Origin of the sequence: Streptomyces chromofuscus (genome assembly GCF_015160875.1) — a bacterium.
GTDB lineage: Bacteria > Actinomycetota > Actinomycetes > Streptomycetales > Streptomycetaceae > Streptomyces > Streptomyces chromofuscus.
In genome coordinates, this window is the sequence record NZ_CP063374.1 from 2,513,407 (window position 1) to 2,537,624 (window position 24,218).

Consider the following 24,218-nt stretch of genomic DNA (forward strand, 5'->3'; position numbering starts at 1 on the left):
ACGGCACACCACAGTGGATCAACGAACTCATGGACACCCTCGGCGCGCCGGGCGCCGGGCTCGCGGTAGCACTGGAGAACCTGCGCCCGCCGCTGCCCAGCCAAGGTGAATGTGCGCCGCGCTGATCTGGACGACGGCCGGCTCGGTGGTCGGGGCGTCGGCGCGGTACGGCGTCGGTGCGCTGCTCGGCCGCGACCGAACGGTGGCGGCGACAGCGGCGCGGCTGCCGCAAGGCCACGACCGCCGCCAGTACGTGGAGACCACGGCCGTCGCCTGGGTCTGCGGCCACGACGAGGACGACCTTCGCGGTACGAGGCGGCAGGGGCGGCGCGGTGCTGGGTCGGAGGCAGCTTCGTGGAGAGGCGGAGATGCGGACTCGGGGACCGCGACAGTGCCCCGCCGTTGACAGCACTCCGCCAACGGCACCCCACGCCGGCAGCCTCCCACCTCCGACGACACCCCGCTCCGGCAGCCCCACCGCCACGGCAATCAGCGCCGACCGGCTCCCGGGCCGGCAGCCTCCGGCCCGTCGGCGGCCACCGGTCGCGGCACCCCGGAGACTGGGCGAGACCCCGTGGGCAGCGACTCTGCACCGCCGACGGCGGGCTTCCCCGCCCACGCCCGACCCCACACCACCCGCAGCCGCGCCCACCGACCGCGGCGCGCCCCGCCGCTACGGGTGTTCCCGCTCCCCCGCCGACCGGAGGAACTCACGCAGGATTCGTTCGCCCGCCAGTACGCCCCGCTCCGGGAGGGAGGTGATGTCGGGGGCCGTCCAGCCGCTGTCGGCGAGTTCGCCGTGGCCCGGGCGCCAGCCCCTGTCCGCGGCCAGCAGGAGGTCGGCGTCGAGGAGGGAGTCGCCCGCGGCGAGGGTGAGGTCGGCGCCGGTGCGGCGGGCGACCTCGTGCACGGCGGCACTCTTGGTGAGCGGCTTCGGCACGGCGTAGATCTTGCGGCCCTGGAGAGAGACCGTCCAGCCGCGGTTCTCCGCCCATACCGCGAGCTCCTTCACCCAGTCATCGGGCAGCAGTTCGCGTTCGACGACGAGGTAGGCGAAGAGGTCGTCGGCGACCCGGTGCTTGCGCACCCAGACCGGATCGGCGGCGGTCAGCAGGTGCTCCTGCACCTCGTGCAGGGAGGCGCACTCGTCGGCCAGCCGTGCCGTGACGCTCGCGTGCCAGTCGAGGTCGGACACGCCGTCCACCAGCAGATGCCCGCCGTTGGCGCAGATCGCGTACTTCGGCGTGGGGCCTGGGAGGTTGATGCGGAGGTACTGCTTGCGGGTGCGGGTCGTGGTCGGCACGAAGACCGCGGCGTCGGCGAGGTCGGTGAGCAGTCCCGCCGCCGTCTCGGTCATGTACGACAGCGGCTTGCTCTCGTGCACCTCGACGCACAGCAGCCGGGGCGCCCGCGCGTCCGGCATGGTCAGCGACAACGCGGCGGAGGAGTAGATGAGCGTACGGTCGAGGTCACTGGCCACCAGCACCGGCATCAGAGAGCCACCGCCTTTCCGTCGGCGCCCGTCGCGCCCCGTGTGTACTTGGGATGGATCAGCCCCACGCAGGTGTAGGGGAGTGCGGCGACCTCCTCGACCGGTACGCCTCGCTGCTCGGCCAGCAGCCGGACGTGGTCGAGGTCGGGCCCCGCCCCGGCCCGGGCCAGGATCTTCCAGGGCACGCGGCGCAGCAGCACGCGGGTGGTCTCACCGACGCCGGGCTTGACGAGATTCACGTCGTGGATGCCGTACTCCTGGCTGATGCGCTCGACGGCCGCCCAGCCCTCCCAGGTGGGGGTGCGGTCGGCGGACAGCAATTCCTTGGTGGTGGCGTCCACCGCGTCGGCGACCTCGTCGAAGTGGGCGGCGACGGCGTCGAGGAAGGTGGTGGAGACGTCGGCGCCGGCGAGTTCGCGGTAGAACTTCGCGCCGTGGTAGTCGTGCGGGCCGACCAGGTCGGCGCGCAGAACGGTGCGGGATATCAGGCCGGACACCGTGGAGTTGAGGCAGGCGGACGGGATGAGGTAGTCCTCGCGGGTGCCGTAGGTGCGGACGCATGATCCGGGGTCGGCGAGTACGGCGATCTCCGGGTCGAAGCCGGTGATGCCTTCCGCTTCCTCGAACTCGCGCAGCGCTGCGGCCAGTTCGCGGGTGATGGCGCCCTTGCCGGTCCAGCCGTCGACGAAGACGACGTCGCGGGGGTCGTGCCGGTCGGCCAGCCAGCGCAGCGCGTTGGCGTCGATGCCGCGGCCACGGACGATCGACACGGCGTAGTGCGCCAGGTCGAGGCCGTGCCGGTGCTGGGCCCAGCGGCGCATCAGGACGCCGACGGGGGTGCCGGCGCGGGCGAGGGAGACGAGGACGGGACGAGGTGAGCGTTCGGCGAGGACGGTCTCGGTGACGACACCCACGGCGTGGGCGATGCGGGCCGCGGAGGTCTCGAGGGCCGCGTGGAAGAGCGCCTGGTACTGCTCGCTGGGCTGGTACTCGACCGGCAGTGACTCGGCGTAGTGGGCGCCGCCGCTCTGGATGGCCTCCTCGCGTTCCTCGGTCGGCGCCTCCAGGGTCACGTCCGACAGGTCCTGCAGCAGCCAGCCGACCTCGTCGGGCGCGTAGCTGGAGAAGGCGGGGCCGCGAAGGGGCTCGGGCAGCATGACGGGCCTTTCGGGGGCGGGCGGGGCCGCGGGAGCGTAGGACGGGACGACGGCGAGCAGGACGTGCGGGGTGTGCTGCGCGAGCTGGGCGAGGAGACCGTCCGGGGCGTGCAGGGCGGGGGTGTCGGCGGTCGAGTCGACGACGGCTATCACGGCGTCGAAGGCGCCGCCGGCGACGTTGTAGGCGTAGCGCTCGCCGGGGCCGTCGGCGGGGTTGTCGTGGGCCGGGAAGACGAGGCGGGTGCGGATGGCGTAGCCGGGGTCGTCGACCGCGAGAACGGGAGAACGGGTGGTCGTGGAGAAGCGGATGTCCACGGGAGGGACGAGTTGCTCCAGTTCGCGGGCGAGACGCAGGGGGGCGTACATCAGTTCCTCGAAGCCGAGGACGAGCACACGCCCGGCGCCGGGCGGCAGTGCCTCGGCGAGACGGGCGCCCATGGCGGGCAGGGCGGTCTCCAGACGTCTGCGATGGGCGAGGGTGAAGCCGTGCCGTCCGCCGTCGGGCAACCCGGCCGGCCAGCGGAGGTCGACCCGGACGACACGCCCGCGCTCGACGACGACCGACCCGTGCCGACCGGGCTCGGCCGCCGTGGCACCGCTCCGACCGGCCTCGGTCGGCGCGGCACCGCTCTGACCGGCCTCGGTCGGCGCGGCCGCACCCTGCTCGTGCCGGGCGACCAGGGCCTGCCCCTTCTCCAGCACCCCGTCCGGGAGCCGTACCGTCCCCCGCGCCGCCGTGACCAGGTCGACGCGGGTGCCGATCTCGGTGGCGAAGTCCGTCAGGCGGTCCCGGTCGGCGGTGGAGCGCATGTCGACCAGGGCGACGACGACGTACCGGTCGCGGGGACAGCGCTCGTGGAGGGCGCGGATGGTGTTGAGCACGGTGTTGCCGGTGGAGAACTCGTCGTCGACCAGGACCAGTGGCCCCTGCCCGGCGAGGAGGTCCGGGTCCTCGGGGAGGAGGAGGTGGGAGGTGGCGTGCGAGTGGGACTCCTCGAAGCCGCCGGCCTGGGCGACACCGGGGACGGGGCGGCGGGTGGAGTGGAGGTAGGGGGCGTGGCCGAGACCGTCGGCGACGGCGTGGCCGAGGCCGGTGGCCGTCTCGGCGTACCCGACCACGACCGCGGAACGCGCGCCGGCCGGGCCCAGCAGGTCCCGCACCCTGCGTCCGAGGGCGAAGCCGGAGCCGTAGACGACCGACGGGGACTGCGGGACGTGCTTGCCGAGCACGTTCGAGACCAGGAGGTGGGCCCGCTTGGGGTTGCGCCGCAGGGCGAGTCCGAGCAGGTCGGTGAGGGCGTCGTCGCCCACGAGTTCGACCCCCAGCCGCTCGGCGACCCAGGCCCCCGACCAGCCCTCGTCACCGCGGCCGCTCGGGCTGACCTCACCGCCGCGGCTCACGTCGTCAATCCGGCTCGGCTCACCGCCCCGGTTCACCTCATCGACCCGGCTCGGTTCACCACCCCGGTGCGCATCGTCGCTCCGGCTCATCTCGTCTCCCCGGTTGACCTCACCGCCCATGATGGCCTCACCGCCACGAGTGGCCTCACCACCCGGGTTCACCGCGTCACCTCGTTGGGCGGCGTGGCCCCGCTCGGCCCCGTCATCCCGGACGACCCCGTCGTTCACTGCCTTGTCCAATGCGTTCCCCGTGTTCAGCCGAGTTCGGAGTTCTTCGGCGTCATCGACTGTGCCGGGCGGTGGTCGCCCTTGTGGTGCCGTACCGCGTTCACCCGGGAATTCCCGCGGCGAGGAGTTCCACGAAACCGATGTCCTCGTTGGCGACGCCGAAGACCTCGGCCCGCAGGAGGGTCCGCTCCGCCCAGGCGCGGTGTGGCTTCACCTCGTTCATCTTGTTCGTGTACGCCGACCTCAGCACTCCGCCGCCCAGCTGTTCCGGCCGCAGGATGTCCTGCGCGTCGCTGAACTCCTCGTGACTGACGACCGACAGCGCGTGCACGGGCAGGACGTGCGAGGGGTGGATGCAGGTCTTGCCGAGCAGACCGTTGGCCTGGTCCAGCGTAATCTCCCGCAGCAGCCCGTCCATGGCGTGCTCGATCAGGTCCTCTCGCAGCTCTTCGGCCTGGCCCTCAAGGAAGGGGCTGCGCCGCAGCTGGGGCTTGAACATACGTTCCTGCACCCGGAAGTACTCCCACACCGGCCCGGTCACCGTGAACCCGGTGCCGTCGGCCCGCCCCAGCATGTTGACCACGTCGGCGATCACCGAGGCGACGATCTGGACGTCGTACGCGGTCATGTCGGGGGCCCTGCGCAGGCCGTAGGAGGAGCAGAAGTCGGTCACGCCGAGGCGGAGGGCGAGGACCCGGCCTCGGTACTTGTCGACGGCCCGGGAGATGCCCTCCAGGGTCTCCACCCGCGACTCGCGGTAGAGCAGCTCGGGGGACTCCAGGACCGGCATGGCGAAGAGCCGCCGTCCGCAGGCCGTCTCGGCGACGGAGAGGGCCTCCAGGAAGGGGATGCCGCGCTCCGCGGTGAACTTCGGGAGCACGAATCCGGACAGCAGCCGGACGTGGGGGCCGAGGCGGTGGACCAGGTCGGGAATCTGGTCGGGCGTGCGGACACGGATGAACAGCAGGGGGAGGTCGGGGCCGGTGCCGCGCGCGGCCAGGTCGGCGAGTTCGGCGAACTGGCCGACGAGATTCTCCTCACCGGCCATGACGTCCGCGTCACCGATCGAGTCCTCCAGACAGAGCACCATCGAGACCACGCCGCGGCTGGTCTGCTTGACGATGTCCTCGGCGAGCCGCGGCCTGGTGGCCGGGCTGTACAGGGTGGCACCCAGAGCCGCGGACAACAGCCGGGCCGGGGAGTCCGCGGTGAACTCGCACGGCTCCCGGTGGAAGAGGCGCTGCCGCACCTCAGGGGCGATGTGCCCGAAATGACGCATATAGCTTCCCAGCGGTGCTTGAGCGGCCAGAGATCCGGCTGAAGGTGGCCGGTAATAGTACGTAGAGATCCATGTCATGGGTTCCCGCCAGGCATGAATTTCAAGTAACACAAGGGCGGGCAAAGGTGTCTCCCGGTGCTGCGGGCGGTCCGGGACCCGTGTACCCCGCGTTGTCGTGAGCAGGACCGAGAGGGCAGGATGACCGCATGACGCACGCGATGTTGAAGGGGTCGAACGTCCCGCTCGAAGCCACGACGGTGCGCGCCGTGCTGCGCTGGACGACCGGGCAGGGGGTCCCGGACGTCGACGCTTCTGCGCTGCTCCTGGGCCCTGACGGTCGTGTGCGCTCCGACGAGGACTTCGTCTTCTACAACCAGCCCCGGCACCCGTCCGGGAAGGTGTGGCGGCTCGGCAAGAAACGGGTGGCCGAGGGGCTGACCGACACGATCCAGACGGATCTGTCCGGTGTCGAGTCCGACGTCAGCCAGATTCTTCTGGTCGCTTCGGCGGACGGGGTGGCGTTCGATCGCGTACGGTCACTGCGCATCCTGCTGTACGACGCGGCGGTGGCCGAGGGGGAGCCGCTTGCGCACTTCGACGTCAAGCCGGAGACCGGCGAGGAGACGGCGCTGATCTGCGGGGAGCTGTACCGGCGCGGTGAGGGCTGGAAGTTCCGGGCGCTCGGGGAGGGCTATTCGAACGGGCTGAAGGGGCTCGCGACCGACTTCGGGATCTCCGTGGACGAGGCGGAGGCCGCGGAGTCGGCGGGCGGCGACGGTACGTCCGCCGCGGCCCGGACGGCGCCCGAGGTGTCGCGACCGCTGCCGCCGGAGCAGCCGACTGCGGTGGTGCCGCAGCAGTCCGCGCAGCCGGCGTACGGCTATCCGCAGCAGCAGGAGCCCGCGGCGACGCAGCCGGCGTACGGCTATCCGCATCCGGCCGCCGACACCGGCTACGGCTACCCGCAGTCCGCGCCGCCGACCGCCCAGTCCGGCTACGGCTACCCGCCGCCGATCCCGGTGCCCTCGGCCCCGGACCCCGACTTCCGGCTGCCGCCGCAGGGCCCTCAGTTCATCGGCCGCTGACACCGGCGCGCCGAAACGGCACCCCGACGCCTCGTACAGGCAACCCGTCGGCCGCCGGGACCGTCGCACAGGCGGCGTTCGGCGGTCGACGCTTTTGCGGCGGGTTGCCGGTCGGCGCCTGCTGATCGGCGGCGCCTGCTGATCGGGCGGCGCGGGCTGCCTGGGCGGGTGTCGGCGGGCGGGTCGCTTTCGTGGGGCTGCCGACAGCCGACGTGGTCGCTTGTGCGAGGGCATCGGCGGGCGGCGTGCCGCTCATTCGAGGGTTTTCGCGGGGGCGTGCCGCTCGCGCGACACGATGCCGACCGCCGACGTAAGCACCCCTGGGGCCGTCAGCCCCCCGCCCCACACACAAGTACCCCGCCAGCCATCAGCCCCCGCGCAACAAGCCGCACCCCCGCCCCGGTCCCCCTCACCGCTGCGACTTGACCTTGTGCCCCCGCCCCCACTGCAGCCCCCACCCGTACAGCCGGTCCAGCTCCGCCTGGAATCCGTAGACGAACTTCACCTCGCGCCGCACCCACACCTCGTTCTTCACGTTCTCGATCATCACGACCGCGCAGGAGCGGGCCTGGGGGTGGCGTTCGTCGAGGCCGATCTCGATGCGGGGGCCGTTGCTGGGGTAGAGCGTGACGATGGCGTGGGTGCGGTCGAACGCGGGGGTCTGGTCGTAGATGTAGACGAAGACCAGCAGGCGCTTGATCGCCTCGCGGTGGTCCAGGTTGACGTAGATCGTCTCACCGGACGCCGAGCCGAACCGGTCGTCGCCGCTGAGCTTGACGTACGGCGGTGCGTTGACGTCGCCGAAGTAGCCGCCGAGCGGCTGTACGACGCCCTTGGTGCCGTCCTGGAGTTCGTACAGGCATCCCAGGTCGAGGTCGACGTTGACCATGCTCTGACTGTGGCCCATGACCTCCGGCGGCTTCAGCGCCTTGAAGGGGTGCCGCAGCAGGCTCTCCCGCTGGGGCCCGCCGATGTCGGAGCTGCGCATCCGCCAGGTCAGGTTGATGCGCAGATTCCCGGTCTCCGCCCCCTGCTTGGTGAGCGACACCTGGCTGTGCCGCTTGGTCAGCTCGATCGCGTTGCTGGCCGCGCTGCCCGAGTCGAACTCGGCCGCACGCCCACGCCAGAGCCCGTCAAACAAGCCCATTCCCGCCCCCACACTCCCACTCACCGTGCCGTGCCGTGTTGCACGCGCCGCGCCCTGCCGGACAAGACCGACGGGGCGGCCCCGAGGACATCAGTCGTCCTCGACGGCCGCCCCGCACAGAGCGTTCCTCACTCGAACGGGTGTCACACCCCGGACGAGACCTCAGTCTTGTCGTCCGAGCCGGCTTTTCCCTCGGCGGCCGCCAGCGCGCGGTTGCGGCGGACGGAGGACCAGAACGAGGCGGCGATCAGGACGACGCCGATGAGACCCGTGATGATCTCGCTGATCTCGTACTGGATCGTGATCAGCAGGATCACCGCGAGCGCACCGATGGCGTAGTGCGCGCCGTGCTCCAGGTAGACGTAGTCGTCGAGGGTGCCCTGACGGACCAGGTAGACGGTCAGCGACCGGACGTACATGGCGCCGATGCCGAGGCCGAGGGCCATCAGCACGATGTCGTTGGTGATGGCGAACGCACCGATCACGCCGTCGAAGGAGAAGGACGCGTCCAGGACCTCGAGGTAGAGGAACATGAAGAACGCGGCCTTGCCGGCCAGCAGCATGACGGGCTTGCCGGTGCGCTTGGCCTCTTCCTCCTGCTCGTGTTCGCGTTCCTCCTCTTCCTCCAGCTTGTCCTCGAAGTAGCCGGAGAGACCGCCGACGATCATGTAGGTGATGAGGCCGGCGACGCCGGACAGCAGAACCGTCTCTGCCTTGTTCGCGGGCCCGGCGTGCAGGTGCGCGTGGGTGGCGAAGGTCGTGGCGGTGATCAGCAGCACGATCAGGGCGATGCAGACCGACAGCATGTCGATCTTGCCCAGCTTGGCCAGCGGGCGCTCCAGCCAGCCCAGCCACTTGATCTCCCGGTCCTCGAAGATGAAGTCCAGGAAGATCATCAGCAGGAACATGCCACCGAACGCGGCGATCGCCGGGTGGGCGTCGGTGACGAGTTCCTGGTAGCGCTCCTTGTCGGTCAGGGCGAGGTCGACGGCCTCGATCGGACCGAGTTGCGCGCTGACGGCGACGATGACCACGGGGAAGATCAGCCGCATGCCGAAGACGGCGATCAGAATGCCGATGGTGAGGAAGATGCGCTGCCAGAAGGCGTTCATCTTCTTCAGGATTCCGGCGTTGACCACTGCGTTGTCGAAGGACAGCGAGATCTCGAGGACGGAGAGGATCGCCACGATGCCGAAAGCGGTCCACCCCCCGTAGAAGACCGCCGCGACGAGGCCGAGCGCGGTGACCGCGAACGACCAGCCGAAGGTTTTCAGAACCACTGGCTACCCAATCCCTTGTGTACGGGGTGTACGGGTCTCCCCCGCGCCGCACCCGGCTTTACGAAACGTTGACCCCAAAGTCTAGAGCGATGCCCCTCAGCCCCGACGCGTACCCCTGTCCCACCGCCCGGAACTTCCATTCTCCCTGGTAGCGGTAGACCTCGCCGAAGATCATGGCGGTCTCCGTGGAGGCGTCCTCGCTGAGGTCGTAGCGGGCGAGCTCCTGGCCGTCGGCCTGGTTCACGACCCGGATGAAGGCATTGCTGACCTGGCCGAAGGTCTGGCCGCGCTCATCGGCCATGTGGATCGAGACCGGGAAGACGATCTTGTCGCACTGGGCGGGGACCTTGGAGAGGTCGATGAGGATGGACTCGTCGTCGCCGTCGCCCTCACCGGTGAGGTTGTCACCGGTGTGCTCCACCGAGCCGTCCGGGCTCTTGAGCTGGTTGTAGAAGACGAACCACTCGTCGCCGAGCACCCGTCCGCTGCTGCACACCAGGGCGCTGGCGTCCAGGTCGAAGGGGGCTCCGGTGGTGGAGCGTGCGTCCCAGCCGAGCCCGACCATCACCTGAGTGAGGTTCGGCGCGGCCTTGGACAGGGAGACGTTGCCCCCCTTGGCGAGCGTGACGCCCATGATGCTGGTCCTCCCCTGGGTGCTGCCTGATGTGGTTGTCCTGCGCGTCCGGCGCCGCACGCAAACGTGCGGCGCCGGACGGGCGAGGCGAAAAGGACGGCTCAGACGTTGACGCCGAAGTCCTGCGCGATGCCGCGCAGGCCGGAGGCGTACCCCTGGCCGATGGCGCGGAACTTCCACTCCGCGCCGTGCCGGTACAGCTCGCCGAAGACCATCGCGGTCTCGGTCGAGGCGTCCTCGGAGAGGTCGTACCGCGCGATCTCGGCGCCGCCGGCCTGGTTGACGACGCGGATGAACGCGTTGCGGACCTGGCCGAAGGACTGCTGGCGGTTCTCGGCGTCGTAGATCGACACCGGGAAGACGATCTTCTCGATGTCGGCGGGGACGCCCGCGAGGTTGACCTTGATCTGCTCGTCGTCGCCCTCGCCCTCACCGGTGAGGTTGTCACCGGTGTGCTCGACCGAGCCGTCCGGGCTCTTGAGGTTGTTGAAGAAGATGAAGTGCTGGTCGTTGCTGACCTTGCCGGAGTTGTTCAGCAGCAGCGCGCTCGCGTCGAGGTCGAAGTCCGTGCCGGTCGTGGTGCGCACGTCCCACCCCAGACCGACGATGACCGCGGTCAGGCCCGGGGCCTCCTTGGTCAGCGATACGTTGCCGCCCTTGCTGAGGCTGACTCCCACGAGTCCCTCCATTGGTGTCCGGGGGCGGGAAGCCCCGTCGTGCGTTGGTATCGGATCAAACGAGTCGATCCTAGTGACGGGTTCCCGGCCGTAGCAGGCCTTGGGACCGAACAATCACAGGGTGTCGAGTGCCTTGACGTACTCGTTCAGGTCACGGGCGTCCGGCAGGCCGTTGACGACGGTCCAGCGGACCACGCCCTCCTTGTCGATGACGAAGGTGCCGCGCAGCGCGCAGCCCTTGTCCTCGGCGAAGACGCCGTAGGCGCGGCTGACCTCGCCGTGCGGCCAGAAGTCGCTGAGCAGCGGGTACTCCAGGCGCTCCTGCTCGGCGAAGACGCGCAGGGTGTGGATGGAGTCGTTGGAGACGGCGAGCACCTGGGTGTCGCGGTCGGCGAACTGCGGCAGGTTGTCCCCGACCTCGCACAGCTCGCCGGTGCACACGCCGGTGAAGGCGAAGGGGTAGAAGATCAGCACGACGTTCTTCTCGCCGCGGAAGTCGGAGAGCTGCACGGCCCGCCCGTGGTTGTCCTTCAGCGCGAAGTCGGGGGCCTTGTCGCCGACCTGGATGGCCATCGTCGTCCCTTCGGTGGGCTGTTCGAGTGGACACCACCCTACGCAGCATCACCGGCGAACGTGGGACGGGCCGACATCCGTCGGCCCGTCCCACGTTCGACGAACGGTCACCGCTTGGACTTCGCCGCCTTCGGCGTCGCGAGGCGGCTGCCGCTCCAGTCCTTGCCGACGCTGACGCTCTTGGACGCGGTCAGCCCTGCCGTCGTCGCGGCTTCCGAGATGTCGCTCGGCTCCACGTACCCCGACCGGCCGGTCTTCGGCGTGAGGAGCAGGATCGCGCCGCCTTCCTCGATGTACGTGGTGGCATCCACCAGCGCATCCGTCAGGTCGCCGTCGTCGTCACGGAACCACAGCACAACGGCGTCGGCCACGTCGTCAAAGTCCTCGTCCATCAGGTCGCCCTCGATGGCTTCCTCAATGGCCTCGCGGAGCTCCTGGTCGACGTCGTCGTCGTAGCCGATCTCCTGGACCACCTGCCCGGGCTGGAACCCCAGCCTGGCGGCAGGGTTCGTCCGCTCCTCCGCGTGGTCCGCGGTCGCGCTCACGGGTTGCCTCCTGATCATGTCTTGGATGTGGGTACCCCCTGCTCGTCAAGAACTCGGGGGAATCTCAGCCACGCGCGTGCGCGAAGCATTGGCCGTAGTCCACACGGGCGGGGCGGATCGCGCAAGTACCCGGCGGTTCGGACCGCCGAAACGGTGACGATCCCGGCCGTGTCGCCGCAACTCCCTGCATGCCGTCGAGACCCATGGTGACGTACACCACACCTATCTGCCCCGTATGTACGTTTGGGAATCATCCCTGGGTACGAGATTCGAATGGCCCTGCGTCCACCGCCGGCCCGGACCCGACCAAGGGTCATCGTTACCTCTCGGTAGAGGTGACGTTTGCAGCCCCGAGGTACACGATGGGGAACGGTGCAGGCTTACCGAAAACCCTCGATAATCGCCCTCTGACAGGTAAGGAACAGCGTGGCTTCCGGATCCGATCGCAATCCGATCATCATTGGCGGCCTTCCGAGTCAGGTTCCTGACTTCGATCCCGAGGAGACCCAGGAGTGGCTCGACTCCCTCGACGCCGCCATCGACGAGCGCGGCCGTGAGCGGGCCCGCTACCTGATGCTGCGCCTGATCGAGCGCGCCCGCGAGAAGCGCGTGGCCGTGCCCGAGATGCGCAGCACGGACTACGTCAACACCATCCCCACCAAGAACGAGCCGTTCTTCCCGGGCAACGAGGAGATCGAGCGCAGGATCCTCAACGCGACCCGCTGGAACGCGGCCGTGATGGTCTCCCGGGCCCAGCGCCCCGGCATCGGAGTCGGCGGCCACATCGCCACGTTCGCCTCCTCGGCCTCGCTCTACGACGTCGGCTTCAACCACTTCTTCCGCGGCAAGGACGAGGGCGACGGGGGCGACCAGGTCTTCTTCCAGGGGCACGCCTCACCGGGCATCTACGCGCGCGCGTACCTGCTCGACCGCCTGTCCGAGCAGCACCTGGACGGCTTCCGGCAGGAGAAGTCCAAGGCGCCGTACGGCCTGTCCTCCTACCCCCACCCGCGGCTGATGCCGGAGTTCTGGGAGTTCCCGACCGTGTCGATGGGCCTCGGCCCGATCGGCGCGATCTACCAGGCGCGGATGAACCGCTACATGCACGCGCGCGGGATCGCGGACACCTCCAAGTCCCACGTGTGGGCATTCCTCGGCGACGGCGAGATGGACGAGCCCGAGTCCCTCGGCCAGCTGACCATCGCCGCCCGTGAGGGCCTGGACAACCTCACCTTCGTCGTCAACTGCAACCTCCAGCGGCTCGACGGCCCGGTGCGCGGCAACGGCAAGGTGATCCAGGAGCTGGAGTCGGTCTTCCGGGGCGCCGGCTGGAACGTCATCAAGCTGATCTGGGACCGCACCTGGGACCCGCTGCTCGCCCAGGACCGCGACGGCGTGCTGGTCAACAAGATGAACACCACGCCGGACGGCCAGTTCCAGACGTACGCGACCGAGACCGGCGCCTACATCCGGGAGCACTTCTTCGGTGACGACCACCGGCTGCGCGCGATGGTCGAGGGCATGAGCGACCACCAGATCCTGATGCTGGGGCGCGGCGGTCACGACCACCGCAAGATCTTCGCGGCGTACAAGGCGGCCGTCGAGCACGAGGGCCAGCCGACGGTGATCCTGGCCAAGACGATCAAGGGCTGGACGCTCGGCCCCAACTTCGAGGGCCGCAACGCCACGCACCAGATGAAGAAGCTGACGGTCGACGACCTCAAGCGCTTCCGGGACCGGCTGCACCTGCCGATCTCCGACCGGGACCTGGAGTCCGGCCCGCCGCCGTACTACCACCCGGGCCGGGACTCGGAGGAGCTCCAGTACATGCACGACCGCCGCAAAGGGCTCGGCGGGTACGTCCCGACTCGGGTCGTGCGGTCCGAGCCGCTCGCGCTGCCCGACGACAAGGCGTACGCGACCGTGAAGAAGGGCACGGGTCAGCAGTCCATCGCAACGACCATGGCCTTCGTCCGGCTGCTCAAGGACCTCATGCGGGACAAGGAAATCGGCAAGCGGTTCGTGCTGATCGCGCCGGACGAGTACCGCACGTTCGGCATGGACTCCTTCTTCCCGAGTGCGAAGATCTACAACCCGCTCGGGCAGCAGTACGAGGCCGTCGACCGGGAGCTGCTGCTCGCGTACAAGGAGTCGCCGACCGGGCAGATGCTGCACGACGGCATCTCCGAGGCCGGCTGCACGGCGTCGCTGATCGCGGCGGGCTCGGCGTACGCCACGCACGGCGAGCCGCTGATCCCGGTGTACGTCTTCTACTCGATGTTCGGTTTCCAGCGCACCGGCGACCAGTTCTGGCAGATGTCCGACCAGCTGGCCCGTGGCTTCGTGCTGGGCGCGACCGCGGGGCGCACGACGCTGACCGGTGAGGGCCTGCAGCACGCGGACGGTCACTCGCAGCTGCTCGCCTCGACGAACCCGGGCTGCGTGGCCTACGACCCGGCGTTCAGCTACGAGATCGCGCACATCGTGCGCGACGGGCTGCGCCGGATGTACGGCGGGTCGCAGGAGCACCCGCACGGCGAGGACGTCTTCTACTACCTCACCGTCTACAACGAGCCGATCCGGCACCCTGCGGAGCCGGAGAACGTGGACGTGGAGGGCATCCTCAAGGGCGTCTACCGGTTCAGCGAGGGCACCTCCGGGTCGGTCCCGGCCCAGATCATGGCGTCGGGCGTGGCGGTGCCGTGGGCGGTGGAGGCGCAGCGGATCCTCGCCGAGGAGTGGAACGTACGGGCCGACGTGTGGTCGGCGACCTCGTGGAACGAGCTGCGGCGGGATGCGGTGGCGTGCGAGGAGCACAACCTGCTGTACCCGGAGGAGGAGCAGCGGGTGCCGTACGTCACCCGGAAGCTCAGTGGCGCCGAGGGGCCTTTCGTGGCCGTTTCCGACTGGATGCGGTCGGTTCCGGATCAGATCGCCCGGTGGGTGCCGGGAACGTACCAGTCGCTGGGGGCCGACGGGTTCGGCTTCGCGGACACCCGTGGGGCGGCTCGTCGCTTCTTCCACATCGACGCGCAGTCGATCGTCGTGGCGGTGCTGGCCGAGTTGGCCAAGGAGGGCAAGGTGGACCGCTCGGTGCTGAAGCAGGCCATCGACCGGTACCAGCTCCTCGAGGTCTCGGCGGCGGATCCGGGGGTCGCGGGCGGCGACGCATAGCGGCGGGCGCGCGGTCGTTGTGGGCGGTTTTCGCTCGCTTCGGCCGGTTCCGAGGGCGGTGGGGCCCCGGCCCCGCCGCCCTCGGGCGTTCCTTACGATGCGGGCATGAAGGAGCAATCGGCGCAGGTGCGGTGGGAGCGGCGTACCCAACGGCCGCTGCTGGTACTGGCCGTGGTGTTCGCCGTCGCCTACGCGGTGCCGATAGTGGACAGTTCGGCGGGGCGGACCCTGACGACCGTGTGCCTGGTCGTGGAGTGGGTGGTGTGGGGGTCGTTCGCGGCCGATTACCTGGTGCGGTTGTGGCTGACGCCGCGCCGCTGGGAGTTCGTACGGCGCAACTGGGTGGACCTGTGTGCCGTGCTGCTGCCGTTGCTCCAGCCGCTGCGGCTGCTGCGGCTGGTGTCGACCCTGCTGCTGGTGGGGCGACGGGCCCGGATGGCTTCGCAGATCCAGCTGACGACGTATGTGGCCGGCGCGGTGGTCGGGCTGCTGATGTTCGGGTCGCTGGCCGTGCTGTCGGTGGAGCGGGACGCGCCCGGCGGGAACATCCGGACGCTGGGTGACGCGGTGTGGTGGTCGTTCACGACGATGACGACCGTCGGCTACGGGGATCACGCGCCGACGACCGGGGTGGGTCGGCTGCTGGCCGTGGGGCTGATGCTGTCGGGGATCGCGTTGCTCGGTGTGGTGACCGCGAACATCGCCGCCTGGTTCATCTCGCGCTTCGAGATGGACGACGCGGAGGAACGGCGCCGGACGGAGGCCATCGCGGCGCTGACGGAGGAGGTCCGGGCGCTGCGGGCGCAGGTCGCGGCGCTGTCGGGCGAGACGGTGCTGGTGCCGGGGCCGGCGGAGGAGAAACGCTGAGGGCACCCGTGCGAGGGGCCTCCGGCGTGTTGCCGGAGGCCCCTCCTCACTCCCCCCGGCTCAGAACAACCCGTACCCGGGAGACGACGCCCCCGCCAGCCAGATGAGCGCCAGCAGCGTGTCTATCGCGCCCAGGACCAGGGCAATGAGGGCCGATACCGAGCGGGAGCCCGCCCAGGTTCGGCCCATGGCGAGCCAGCCACAGGCGATGGCCACCGGTCCCAGGACGATGCCCAGGACGAAGAAACCGGCTGTCGCACAGATGGCGCCGATGATCCCGAGCTGCGCGCGATCCGGCCCGGTCCGTGACCACGTCCGGCCACGTGAGCGGGGGTACCTGCGCGTTCCTTGTCCGAAGCCCGCCATCTACTCATCAACTCCTCGAACCTCGCGGTTCGTTCGGGTCGATGAATCGGGTACCCCCGCTGCGCGTTCCATGCCTGACGGCCTGTCGGCGCGCCGCCCCCCTCCGGCAGCGCGCCGCGGCCCGGCCGCCCTCGTCGTACGAACATGCCCGGGGAACATGCCGTGCGGAGGGCTTGACCCACTGTGACCTGCGGCGCGTGCCGCGCGGGAGGGGTCCTGGGGACTGTCACCCTGATAGGTGAGTCCCGTCAGATGTGCGCCGCGCCCACGCCGGCCTCCGCGTTCTCGCCGCGCTTGGTCAGGAAGGCGACCAGCACCGCCACCGCCGCTACCCCGGCCGCGACCAGCGACGCCAGGCTCATGCCGGAGATGAAGGTGTCGTGGGCGACGTCCGTGATCTTCGCGGCGATGGCGTCCGGCGTGCCCGGCTGCACCGGGGGGACACCCTGCTGGACCGCCTCGGCGGCCTGCGCCTCCTGGGCCGGGGTCAGCTGCGGAAGGCCCGCGTCCGCCCAGTTGCCCGGCAGGTCGCTGTCGACCTTGGAGGCCATCACGGCGCCCAGCACGGCCGTGCCGAGGCTGCCGCCGACCTGCATCGCCGCCTGCTGCAGACCGCCCGCCACACCGGACAGCTCCATGGCCGCGTTGCCGACGATGACCTCGGTGGCGCCGACCATGACCGGCGCGAGGCCGAAACCGAGCAGCGCGAACCACAGCGACATGACGCCGCTGCCGGTGCCCTTGTCCAGCGTGGACATGCCGTACATGGCGAGCGCGGTGCAGCTCATGCCCAGGGCCAGCGGCAGCCGCGGGCCGAACTTGGTGATCATCACGCCGGCGAGCGGGGAGCCGACGATCATCATTCCGGTGAGCGGCAGCAGGTGCAGACCGGCGTCGATGGGGCTCAGGCCGTGCACGTTCTGGAGGTAGAACGTCACGAAGAACAGGCCGCCCATGAACGCGATGGCCATGAGGACCATGAGGACGACACCCGCCGAGAGCGGGACGGAACGGAACAGGCCGAGCGGGATCAGCGGCTCCTTGACCCGCTTCTCCCAGAGGGCGAAGAGCGCGAAGCCCACGACCGACGCGGCGACGAAGGTCCACGTCCGGCCTGCGCCCCAGCCCCACTCGGGCGCCTTGATCAGGGCCCACACCAGGCAGAACATGGCGGCCGACAGCAGGAGGATGCCGGGGATGTCGAAGGAGCGCGGGGCGTTCTGCGCGCGGTGGTCGGTGAGGATCAGCAGGCCCAGGACGAGGGCGAGGACCCCGACCGGCACGTTGATGAAGAACACCGACTGCCAGTTGACGTGCTCGACCAGCACGCCGCCGAGGATCGGGCCGCCGGCGGTGGAGGCGCCGATGACCATGCCCCAGATGCCGATGGCCATGTTGAGCCGCTCGGCGGGGAAGGTGGCCCGCAGCAGACCGAGCGCGGCCGGCATCAGCAGGGCGCCGAACAGGCCCTGGAAGACGCGGAAGACGATGACCGCGGCGATGCTGTCGGACAGGCCGATGGCACCCGAGGCGGCGGCGAAGCCGACGACGCCGACCAGGAAGGTCTGACGGTGGCCGAAGCGGTCGCCCAGCTTGCCCGCGGTGATCAGGGACACCGCGAGGGCGAGGAAGTAGGCGTTGGTGATCCACTGGACCTCGGCCCAGCTGGCCTTCAGGTCGGTGGCGATGGCCGGGTTGGCGATGGCCACGATGGTGCCGTCGAGGGCCACCATCATGACGCCCACGGCGACGGTGATGAGGGTGAGCCAGGGATGGCCGCGCAGGCCCTTGACCGGCGTCGGGTCCGACGGGGCTGCCGGCGTCCCGTCACCCGGCCCCGTCGTGTCGATGGTGGTCTGACTAGTCATGCGTTCGAGGCTAGTGACAGCCTCTGACAGTTGACAAACAAATTCACAAGTCGGTAACTGTCACGACACTCGCACATAGCCTGATCAGGCGGAACAGTTCGCAGGAGAGACTCCATGGACACGGTCGGCACCGCAGGGACAGGGCCGCGGCCGGGTCTGCGCGAACGCAAGAAGCAGCGCACCCGGGACGCGCTGCTGCACGCCGCGGTCGAGCTGTTCACCACCCGCGGCTACGACGAGACCACCGTCGACGAGATCGCCGCGGCCGTCGACGTCTCGCAGCGCACCTTCTTCCGCTACTTCTCCGGCAAGGAGGAGGCCGCCCTCGCCCTGGAGGCGATCACGGTGGCGCACTTCGTGGAGGCGGTGCGCGCCCGCCCCGCGCACGAGCCGCCGATGGAGGCGCTGCGCCGGGCGGTGCTGGACGGCTGGAACCGGATCAGCGAGGTCATCGAGGCGGTCGTCCCGGTCGAGCAGTACCTGCGGATGTACCGGGTGATCGAGTCGACGCCCGTCCTGCTCGCCGCGCACCTGCGGCGGTCGGTGGAGACGGAGGAGGAGCTGGCGCGGCTGATCGCCGAGCGGGAGGGCCTGGACGTGGACGCCGATCCACGGCCGCGGGTGGCGGTGGCCGTCTTCGGCGGGGTCGTCCGGGTCACCGAACGGCTGTGGAGCGCGGGGCCGGACGTCAGTCTGGAGGCGATGCGCACGTTGACGGCCGCGTACCTCGATCAGGTGGGTCCGGTCCTGGCGGGCGACTGGCGCGGGCGCTGAGGCGGGCGTCGACGGCAGGCCCCGCGGACCGCACGCAGGGGGTCCGGCGCGGTGCGATCAGGTGACTTCCCTCAAACGTGATACACGCCACACGGTTCACGCGAGACCCTCCCGTTCTCCTAGTGTGTCCTCCCAGTGACTTCCTTCGACGCCTCCCCTTCGCTCAATGTCTGGCGTGCCCTGCCGGCACTGGCCGTGGTGTTCGTGATGCTGGCGACCACCGGGTGGACCACCCTGCGCAGCCACCGCTCCCAGAGTCCGCTCCAGGCCTCCCTCTCCGCCTGGGAGGACGGCAGCGTCGGCGGACACCGGCTGCCGGACCCGGACGCCGCGCCCGCGCGGATCGCCGCCTTCTTCGCCTCGCTCGGCGACGGGCAGCGCGCCCACCTGGCCCGCCGCTATCCCCTCGCGGTCGGCAACATGAACGGCGCCCCCGTCCAGCTTCGCTACCGGGCCAACCGCATCGCCCTCGGTGAGGCCCGCAGGGTCGAACTCGGACGCATGCGCGACGCGCGGCTCAGTCCCGCCGGGCAGCACGAGGCGGGCCGCCGCATGCACCGCTTCGCGTCGCTGATGAGCGCGGACCGGCAGATCCTCGCCTTCGACCCGGACGGCTCGGGCCGCGTCGCCGAGGTGTTCGGCGACCTGGACCGGGCCGAACGGGTCTCCGTCGTCGTCCCCGGCGTCGACACCGACCTGCTCACCTTCCAGCGCACCCGGCGCAGCCACACCGCCCCGGTCGGCATGGCGAAGTCCCTCTACGCCGCCGAGCGCGCCGCCGGCCCATCGACCCGCACGGCCGTGATCGCCTGGGCCGACTACACCGCGCCCAACGGCCTCGGCATGGAGTCGGCCACCGCGATGCGCGCCGAGGACGGGGCGGTGCGCCTGAACGCGCTGGTGCGCGCGCTGCCCGGCAAGGCGCCGGTGTCGCTGTTCTGCCACAGCTACGGATCCGTGGTCTGCGGGGTCGCCGCGCACTCCCTGCCCGGCCGGGTCGCCGACATAGCGGTGGCCGGGAGCCCCGGGATGCGCGTCACCAGGGCCACGCAACTGCGCACCTCCGCCCGGGTGTGGGCGATGCGGGACGCCGACGACTGGATCCAGGACGTGCCGTACATGGAGTTCGGCGGGTTGGGGCACGGCGCGGATCCGGTGTCCGCCGCGTTCGGGGCGCGCGTGCTGTCGGCGCGCGGCGCCCAGGGGCACGCCGGGTATTTCGTACCCGGCACCGAGAGCCTCGCCAACTTCGCCGAGATCGGGGTTGGCGCGTACCGCGCGGTGGACTGCGCCGACGATGCCGGCACGTGCCGGGCGGGTTTGTCCGCCACGGCCACGGCCGGACGCGCGTAGAGGCGCAGAAACTGCGGTCTGCGCAGGGAGGGGACGAAAGAGGGCGTGCCGCTTACGATGAGCCGCATGGGTGACGTACTGGCCGGATTTCATGCCGCCTGGGAGTTCGAGTCCGACTCCGTGCTCATCCGCTACGAACGGGGGATTCGAACACCCAGGCTCTTCCAGGCACTCGGTGAACGGCGGGTGCCGCTGGCGGCGTTGCAGGGGGTGACGCTCTCCCCCGGGCGGCGCGGAACCGTCGTCCTGTGTGCCGAACCCCGGCCGGGCGCGGACCCGTTGATGGACGCGGCGGCCGGGCAGCTGAAGGAGGGCAGCGATCCCTACCGGCTCGTGCTGCCCGCCGAACGGGAGACGCTGGCCGAGTACTACGCCGACGAAATCCGCGCGCTGCTGACCGATTCCGGGCCGGTGGACCGGCATCTGGTCGCCGCGCCGCGAGCGCCGTTGCAGTTCAAGGCCTACGACGGCAAGGCCTCGTTCGACGGGACGTCGGTGACGTTCCGGTGGTTCTGGACGGGGGCGTCGTCGGCCAAGTGGAAGGCCGGGGACCAGACGTTCGCCGTCCGGGACCTCAGCGGGGTGGAGTGGCGCTCGCCGGAGGTGTTCGAGGGACATCTGCGGCTGCTGCGGCGCGACGCGGGCGAGCAGTCGGCGCAGGCCGACCAGGACCCCGCCGCCGTGGTGTTCGGGCTCGGGTACGGGCCGGTGCACGAGTCGTTGCCGTTCGCGGCGGCCGTGTTGGCGGCGGTGCGCTCCGCGGGGCCGACGGCGGCCGTGGTCGCCGCCGGCGTGCGGAGGGACCCCGCGGACATCGCGGAGCGGATCCGGCATCTCGGGGAACTGCACCAGGCCGGGCTGGTCACCGACGAGGAGTTCTCCGTGAAGAAGGCCGAGTTGCTGGCCGAGCTGTAGCGTCCGCCGGGTCGTGCGCGTGCGGTCGTGCGCGTGCGGCTTCCCCGGCGTCGAGCATCACTCCCTGCCTGCCGACGTGAACGTCATGTCGGCGTAGCGGTCGCCGGCCACCTTCGTCGCCACGGGCTGAAGCAGGGCGAGTTCGTCCTGCGTCAGCGTGATCCCGGTGGCCGCGGTGTTCTCCTCGACGCGGCCAGGCCTGCGCGTTCCCGGGATCGGGACGACCGTCAGGTCGTGGACGGCCGCCTGCTGCTGCACCCAGGCCAGGGCGATCTGGCCGAGCGACGCGCCGTGCGCCTCGGCGACCGTGCGGACCGGCTCCAGCAGTGCCGCGTTCGCCGAGGCGTTGGCGCCGGTGAACCGGGGCTGCCCGCGGCGGAAGTCGTCGGCGGTGAGGTCCTGCTCGGCGTTCACGAAGGACCCGGTGAGGAAACCGCGGCCGAGCGGGGAGTACGGGACCAGGGCGACGCCCAGCTCACGGGCGGCCGGCACGACCCTCGCCTCGATGTCCCGGCTGAACAGCGACCACTCCGACTGCACGGCGGTGACGGGGTGCACGGAGTGCGCGGCGCGCAGCTCGTCGGCGGTGACCTCGCTGAGGCCCAGGTACGTGACCTTGCCCTCGCGGACCAGCTCGGACATCACGCCGACCGTCTCCTCGATCGGCACGTTCACGTCCCGGCGGTGCATGTAGTAGAGGTCGATCACGTCCACGCCCAGGCGCTTGAGGCTCGCCTCCACGGCCTGGCGGATGTACGACGGGTCGTTGCGGATGACCCGCCTGGTCGGGTCCTCCGGCGGAATCGACAGGGCGAACTTGGTGGCGATCACCACCTCGTCGCGGTGCGCCGTGAAGAACGGCGACAGGAACCGCTCGTTGTCGCCGGCGCCGTACGCGTCCGCCGTGTCGTACAGCGTGACGCCCAGCTCCAGCGCCCGCTCCAGGGTGGCGCGGGACTCGTGCGCGTCGGAGGGGCCGTAGGCGAAGCTCATGCCCATGCAGCCGAGGCCCTGCACACCGACCTCGGGTCCGGTGTCACCGAGCCGTACCGTCGCTATGGTGCCGTCGTTCATCGGTTCCTCTTCCCTTCGCGCGAGGGCTGCGCGCGGCCGGCTTCGGCGTAGAAGCTGATCTTCCGGTCGAGCACGGCGAGTGTGTCCCGGAGTTCGGCGATCCGCGCCAGGACGTCCTCGCGGGTCGTCTGCAGCAGTTCGCGGCGCTCTGCGAACGTGCCGTCGCCCGCGCGCACCAGCTCCGCGTACCGCACCATGTCGGCGACCGGCATGCCGGTCAGCCGCAGCTTTCCGACGAGGTCCAGCCAGTCCAGGTCGCGGTTGGTGTAGCGGCGCTGGCCGGTGTGCGAGCGGTCGATGTGGGACATGAGGCCGATCCGCTCGTACCAGCGCAGGGTGTGGGCCGTGAGGCCGGTGAAGGCGACGACCTCGCTGATCGTGTAGCGGTCCTGGCCGTCGGGGCGCGGGTGCCGTCGGGGCGGGGCGGAGCAGATGTCGGTGCGGGTGGGGCCCTCCTCGTGGGCCTCCTCGTGAGCCTCTTCGGTGGCTGCTGCCATGGTCTGCATCACCGTCATGCGCTCCACGCTATGACCTTGGAGTGCACTCCAGGCAAGCGTGGCAAGGGAAAGAGCCGGTCATGAATCGGCAGGACGCGCGGGGTGGGCGCGGCGCCCGGCGGGCCTCGTACGCCGCGGCTGCCGGACGCGCGCGCATGGGGGAACGACTGTACGAGTCGCCGGGGCCCCGCACGGCCCCGCCGAGGACCCCGTCAGCAAGCCGGTGCTGCGAGCGGGATTAGGCTCGGGGCATGTCCTTGCAGAGCTTGGCGTTGATCGACAGCTGGCCGGTGCCCACCGCTGCGGCGGGGGTCGTACGGGCCGACGGTGCCGTGCTGGGGGTGCACGGGCCGGCCGGGCACCGTTTTCCCCTGGCCTCGGTGACCAAGCCGCTGGCCGCGTACGCCGTGCTGGTCGCGTACGAGGAGGGTGCGGTCGAGTTCGACGAGCCCGCCGGGCCGCCCGGGTCGACGGTGCGTCACCTGCTGGCGCACACCTCCGGGCTGGCCTTCGACGAGCACCGGGTCACCGCGCCGCCCGGGGAGCGGCGGCTGTACTCCAACGCCGGGTTCGAGCAGCTCGGCGACCATGTCGCCAAGGCCACGGACATCCCGTTCGCCGAGTACCTGCGGCAGGCGGTGCTGGAGCCGCTGGGCATGACGTCCACGTCCCTCGAGGGCTCCCCCGCCAAGGACGGGGTGTCGACCGTCGAGGACCTGCTGCGGTTCGCCGCCGAGGTGCAGGCGCCACGCCTGCTCGACCCGCTGACCGTCGCCGAGGCGATGAGCGTGCAGTACCCGGGGACGAAGGGCGTCCTGCCCGGGTACGGGCACCAGAACCCCAACGACTGGGGGCTCGGCTTCGAGATCCGCGGCTCCAAGTCCCCGCACTGGACGGGCGGTTCCTCGTCGCCGCGCACCTTCGGGCACTTCGGGCAGTCCGGTACGTTCCTGTGGGTCGACCCGGACGCGGGGCTGGCCTGCGTGGCGCTGGCGGACCGGGCGTTCGGGCCCTGGGCGACCGAGGCGTGGCCGGTGTTCACGGACGCGGTGCTGGCGGAGGCGCGCCGGGGCTGACGGCCGTCAGGTCATCTCCCACATCAGCAGCTCCGCCGGCGTCGCCCCCACCGCCTCCTCGTCCTTCGCGTCCGTGATGCGGGCCGCGTCACCCGGGCCCAGGCGCTCGGCGCCGAGGGCGACCTCGCCGCGCACGACGTGGACGTAGACGTGCGCGGCGTCGGGGACCGCCGTGCGTTCGCCCGGCGCCAGTCGGCGTACGTGCAGCATCGCGCCGGCCTCGGGGAGCGCGTACGGCGTCGCGTCCGCGATGCCGCGCACGATCTCGTACGCCGGGTCGCCGCCCGGCGCGAGCGGGGCCAGCCACATCTGCACGAAGGTCAACGGGCGCTCGCCGTCGTTGCGTTCGACGTGCCGCACGCCGGACGCGGCGCTCAGGCGCTGCACGTCCCCGGTGCGGACGACCGTCTCGTGCCCCGTCGAGTCGCGGTGCGTCAGCTCGCCCTCGACGACCCAGGTGACGATCTCGGTGTGGCTGTGCGGGTGCTCCGCGAAGCCCGCGCCGGGGGCGAGGCGCTCCTCGTTGCAGGCGATCAGGGCGCCGAAACGCAGATTGCCGGGGTCGTAGTGGGGGCCGAAGGAGAAGGCGTGACGGGACTCGATCCCGGCCTCCGGGTCGCCTCCGGGGTAGCGCTCACCGGCGCGCCGCACGTCCATCACACCCACCACCGTAGACCCGCCCGAACCGTCCGAGGACCGGCACACGCACACGGCTCAGAAGCCGAACGAAAGCCCGTGTCGCGGGCGAGGACCGGC

General features: G+C 70.7%; 21 protein-coding genes and 1 pseudogene. 8 read left to right on the forward strand and 14 right to left on the reverse strand.

Going from position 1 to position 24,218, the window contains the following annotated elements:
- Positions 1–29: 29 nt before the first annotated feature.
- Positions 30–229: pseudogene (locus IPT68_RS33970) on the forward strand (DedA family protein); the annotation flags it as partial.
- A 444-nt stretch (positions 230–673) separates the two neighbouring features.
- On the opposite strand, the gene IPT68_RS11330 reads toward IPT68_RS33970, so the two are convergent.
- The 3 genes from IPT68_RS11330 to IPT68_RS11340 form a co-directional block, all read right to left on the reverse strand.
- Positions 674–1,492, reverse strand: a complete 819-nt coding sequence (locus IPT68_RS11330; RefSeq protein ID WP_189696779.1) for an HAD family hydrolase — start codon at positions 1,490–1,492, stop codon at positions 674–676.
- Entirely contained in the window at positions 1,492–4,050 is a 2,559-nt protein-coding gene (locus IPT68_RS11335) for a phosphoribosyltransferase (protein WP_228040376.1), read from the reverse strand. The genes IPT68_RS11330 and IPT68_RS11335 overlap by 1 nt, the downstream gene beginning before the upstream one ends.
- Before the next feature lie 328 nt (positions 4,051–4,378).
- Positions 4,379–5,557 (reverse strand): HpcH/HpaI aldolase/citrate lyase family protein, encoded by a 1,179-nt coding sequence (locus IPT68_RS11340; protein ID WP_189696777.1) that lies wholly within the window; start codon positions 5,555–5,557, stop codon positions 4,379–4,381.
- Positions 5,558–5,763: 206 nt separating this feature from the next.
- Between IPT68_RS11340 and IPT68_RS11345 the strand changes: the two genes are divergently transcribed.
- Entirely contained in the window at positions 5,764–6,642 is an 879-nt protein-coding gene (locus IPT68_RS11345; RefSeq protein WP_189696776.1) for a TerD family protein, read from the forward strand.
- A gap of 409 nt (positions 6,643–7,051) precedes the next feature.
- Here IPT68_RS11345 and IPT68_RS11350 read toward each other — a convergent pair whose 3' ends face one another.
- The 6 genes from IPT68_RS11350 to IPT68_RS11375 all read right to left on the reverse strand — a co-directional run bounded on the left by IPT68_RS11350 (position 7,052) and on the right by IPT68_RS11375 (position 11,498).
- The gene (locus IPT68_RS11350) at positions 7,052–7,789 is read right to left on the reverse strand and encodes a TerD family protein (protein WP_189696775.1); all 738 of its coding nucleotides are present in this window, start codon (positions 7,787–7,789) and stop codon (positions 7,052–7,054) included.
- Between the two features lie 143 nt (positions 7,790–7,932).
- The gene (locus IPT68_RS11355) at positions 7,933–9,069 is read right to left on the reverse strand and encodes a DUF475 domain-containing protein (protein ID WP_189696774.1); all 1,137 of its coding nucleotides are present in this window, start codon (positions 9,067–9,069) and stop codon (positions 7,933–7,935) included.
- 58 nt (positions 9,070–9,127) lie between these two features.
- Positions 9,128–9,703 (reverse strand): TerD family protein, encoded by a 576-nt coding sequence (locus tag IPT68_RS11360; RefSeq protein WP_189696773.1) that lies wholly within the window; start codon positions 9,701–9,703, stop codon positions 9,128–9,130.
- A 101-nt stretch (positions 9,704–9,804) separates the two neighbouring features.
- On the reverse strand, positions 9,805–10,380 hold the full coding sequence (locus IPT68_RS11365) for a calcium homeostasis/redox stress adaptation protein (RefSeq protein ID WP_189696772.1): 576 nt from the start codon (positions 10,378–10,380) through the stop codon (positions 9,805–9,807).
- A 114-nt stretch (positions 10,381–10,494) separates the two neighbouring features.
- Entirely contained in the window at positions 10,495–10,953 is a 459-nt protein-coding gene (locus IPT68_RS11370) for a peroxiredoxin (protein ID WP_189696771.1), read from the reverse strand.
- Between the two features lie 107 nt (positions 10,954–11,060).
- Positions 11,061–11,498: a DUF3052 domain-containing protein gene (locus IPT68_RS11375; protein ID WP_189696770.1), complete on the reverse strand. Its 438-nt coding sequence runs from the start codon at positions 11,496–11,498 to the stop codon at positions 11,061–11,063.
- A gap of 426 nt (positions 11,499–11,924) precedes the next feature.
- On the opposite strand from IPT68_RS11375, the gene aceE reads away from it, so the two are divergent.
- Both aceE and IPT68_RS11385 read left to right on the forward strand, forming a co-directional pair.
- Positions 11,925–14,672 (forward strand): pyruvate dehydrogenase (acetyl-transferring), homodimeric type, encoded by a 2,748-nt coding sequence (gene aceE, locus IPT68_RS11380; RefSeq protein ID WP_189696769.1) that lies wholly within the window; start codon positions 11,925–11,927, stop codon positions 14,670–14,672.
- A 105-nt stretch (positions 14,673–14,777) separates the two neighbouring features.
- Entirely contained in the window at positions 14,778–15,539 is a 762-nt protein-coding gene (locus IPT68_RS11385) for a potassium channel family protein (RefSeq protein WP_189696768.1), read from the forward strand.
- Positions 15,540–15,599: 60 nt separating this feature from the next.
- Here IPT68_RS11385 and IPT68_RS11390 read toward each other — a convergent pair whose 3' ends face one another.
- Entirely contained in the window at positions 15,600–15,905 is a 306-nt protein-coding gene (locus IPT68_RS11390; protein WP_189696767.1) for a small hydrophobic protein, read from the reverse strand.
- Positions 15,906–16,153: 248 nt separating this feature from the next.
- Positions 16,154–17,773 carry an MFS transporter gene (locus IPT68_RS11395; protein ID WP_189696766.1) on the reverse strand — a complete coding sequence of 540 codons (1,620 nt, stop codon included), beginning with the start codon at positions 17,771–17,773 and terminating at the stop codon, positions 16,154–16,156.
- Positions 17,774–17,887: 114 nt separating this feature from the next.
- On the opposite strand from IPT68_RS11395, the gene IPT68_RS11400 reads away from it, so the two are divergent.
- The 3 genes from IPT68_RS11400 (at position 17,888) to IPT68_RS11410 (ending at position 20,815) form a co-directional block, all read left to right on the forward strand.
- On the forward strand, positions 17,888–18,547 hold the full coding sequence (locus tag IPT68_RS11400) for a TetR family transcriptional regulator (RefSeq protein ID WP_189696765.1): 660 nt from the start codon (positions 17,888–17,890) through the stop codon (positions 18,545–18,547).
- A gap of 135 nt (positions 18,548–18,682) precedes the next feature.
- Entirely contained in the window at positions 18,683–19,900 is a 1,218-nt protein-coding gene (locus IPT68_RS11405; RefSeq protein WP_189696764.1) for an alpha/beta hydrolase, read from the forward strand.
- 66 nt (positions 19,901–19,966) lie between these two features.
- On the forward strand, positions 19,967–20,815 hold the full coding sequence (locus tag IPT68_RS11410; protein ID WP_189696763.1) for a DUF4429 domain-containing protein: 849 nt from the start codon (positions 19,967–19,969) through the stop codon (positions 20,813–20,815).
- A 57-nt stretch (positions 20,816–20,872) separates the two neighbouring features.
- Here IPT68_RS11410 and IPT68_RS11415 read toward each other — a convergent pair whose 3' ends face one another.
- Positions 20,873–21,889, reverse strand: a complete 1,017-nt coding sequence (locus tag IPT68_RS11415) for an aldo/keto reductase (protein WP_189696762.1) — start codon at positions 21,887–21,889, stop codon at positions 20,873–20,875.
- A complete protein-coding gene (locus tag IPT68_RS11420) occupies positions 21,886–22,404 on the reverse strand; it encodes a MerR family transcriptional regulator (protein ID WP_189696761.1) in 519 nt (172 codons plus the stop codon). Before IPT68_RS11420 ends, IPT68_RS11415 begins: the two co-directional genes overlap by 4 nt.
- A gap of 233 nt (positions 22,405–22,637) precedes the next feature.
- Here IPT68_RS11420 and IPT68_RS11425 point away from each other — a divergent pair, with 233 nt between their 5' ends.
- A complete protein-coding gene (locus IPT68_RS11425) occupies positions 22,638–23,462 on the forward strand; it encodes a serine hydrolase domain-containing protein (RefSeq protein WP_189696760.1) in 825 nt (274 codons plus the stop codon).
- Between the two features lie 6 nt (positions 23,463–23,468).
- Here the strand turns inward: IPT68_RS11425 and IPT68_RS11430 are convergent, their stop codons facing one another.
- Positions 23,469–24,119, reverse strand: a complete 651-nt coding sequence (locus IPT68_RS11430; RefSeq protein WP_189696759.1) for a pirin family protein — start codon at positions 24,117–24,119, stop codon at positions 23,469–23,471.
- Positions 24,120–24,218: the final 99 nt, after the last annotated feature.

Bases quoted from the DNA above. Each gene is read 5' to 3' on its own strand.
- IPT68_RS11330 (WP_189696779.1), bottom strand. From the start codon at position 1,492: ATGCCGGTGCTGGTGGCCAGTGACCTCGACCGTACGCTCATCTACTCC.
- IPT68_RS11340 (WP_189696777.1), bottom strand. From the start codon at position 5,557: ATGCGTCATTTCGGGCACATCGCCCCTGAGGTGCGGCAGCGCCTCTTC.
- IPT68_RS11345 (WP_189696776.1), top strand. From the start codon at position 5,764: ATGACGCACGCGATGTTGAAGGGGTCGAACGTCCCGCTCGAAGCCACG.
- IPT68_RS11350 (WP_189696775.1), bottom strand. From the start codon at position 7,789: ATGGGCTTGTTTGACGGGCTCTGGCGTGGGCGTGCGGCCGAGTTCGAC.
- IPT68_RS11360 (WP_189696773.1), bottom strand. From the start codon at position 9,703: ATGGGCGTCACGCTCGCCAAGGGGGGCAACGTCTCCCTGTCCAAGGCC.
- IPT68_RS11370 (WP_189696771.1), bottom strand. From the start codon at position 10,953: ATGGCCATCCAGGTCGGCGACAAGGCCCCCGACTTCGCGCTGAAGGAC.
- IPT68_RS11385 (WP_189696768.1), top strand. From the start codon at position 14,778: ATGAAGGAGCAATCGGCGCAGGTGCGGTGGGAGCGGCGTACCCAACGG.
- IPT68_RS11390 (WP_189696767.1), bottom strand. From the start codon at position 15,905: ATGGCGGGCTTCGGACAAGGAACGCGCAGGTACCCCCGCTCACGTGGC.
- IPT68_RS11395 (WP_189696766.1), bottom strand. From the start codon at position 17,773: ATGACTAGTCAGACCACCATCGACACGACGGGGCCGGGTGACGGGACG.
- IPT68_RS11400 (WP_189696765.1), top strand. From the start codon at position 17,888: ATGGACACGGTCGGCACCGCAGGGACAGGGCCGCGGCCGGGTCTGCGC.
- IPT68_RS11410 (WP_189696763.1), top strand. From the start codon at position 19,967: ATGGGTGACGTACTGGCCGGATTTCATGCCGCCTGGGAGTTCGAGTCC.
- IPT68_RS11415 (WP_189696762.1), bottom strand. From the start codon at position 21,889: ATGAACGACGGCACCATAGCGACGGTACGGCTCGGTGACACCGGACCC.
- IPT68_RS11420 (WP_189696761.1), bottom strand. From the start codon at position 22,404: ATGACGGTGATGCAGACCATGGCAGCAGCCACCGAAGAGGCTCACGAG.
- IPT68_RS11425 (WP_189696760.1), top strand. From the start codon at position 22,638: ATGTCCTTGCAGAGCTTGGCGTTGATCGACAGCTGGCCGGTGCCCACC.
- IPT68_RS11430 (WP_189696759.1), bottom strand. From the start codon at position 24,119: ATGGACGTGCGGCGCGCCGGTGAGCGCTACCCCGGAGGCGACCCGGAG.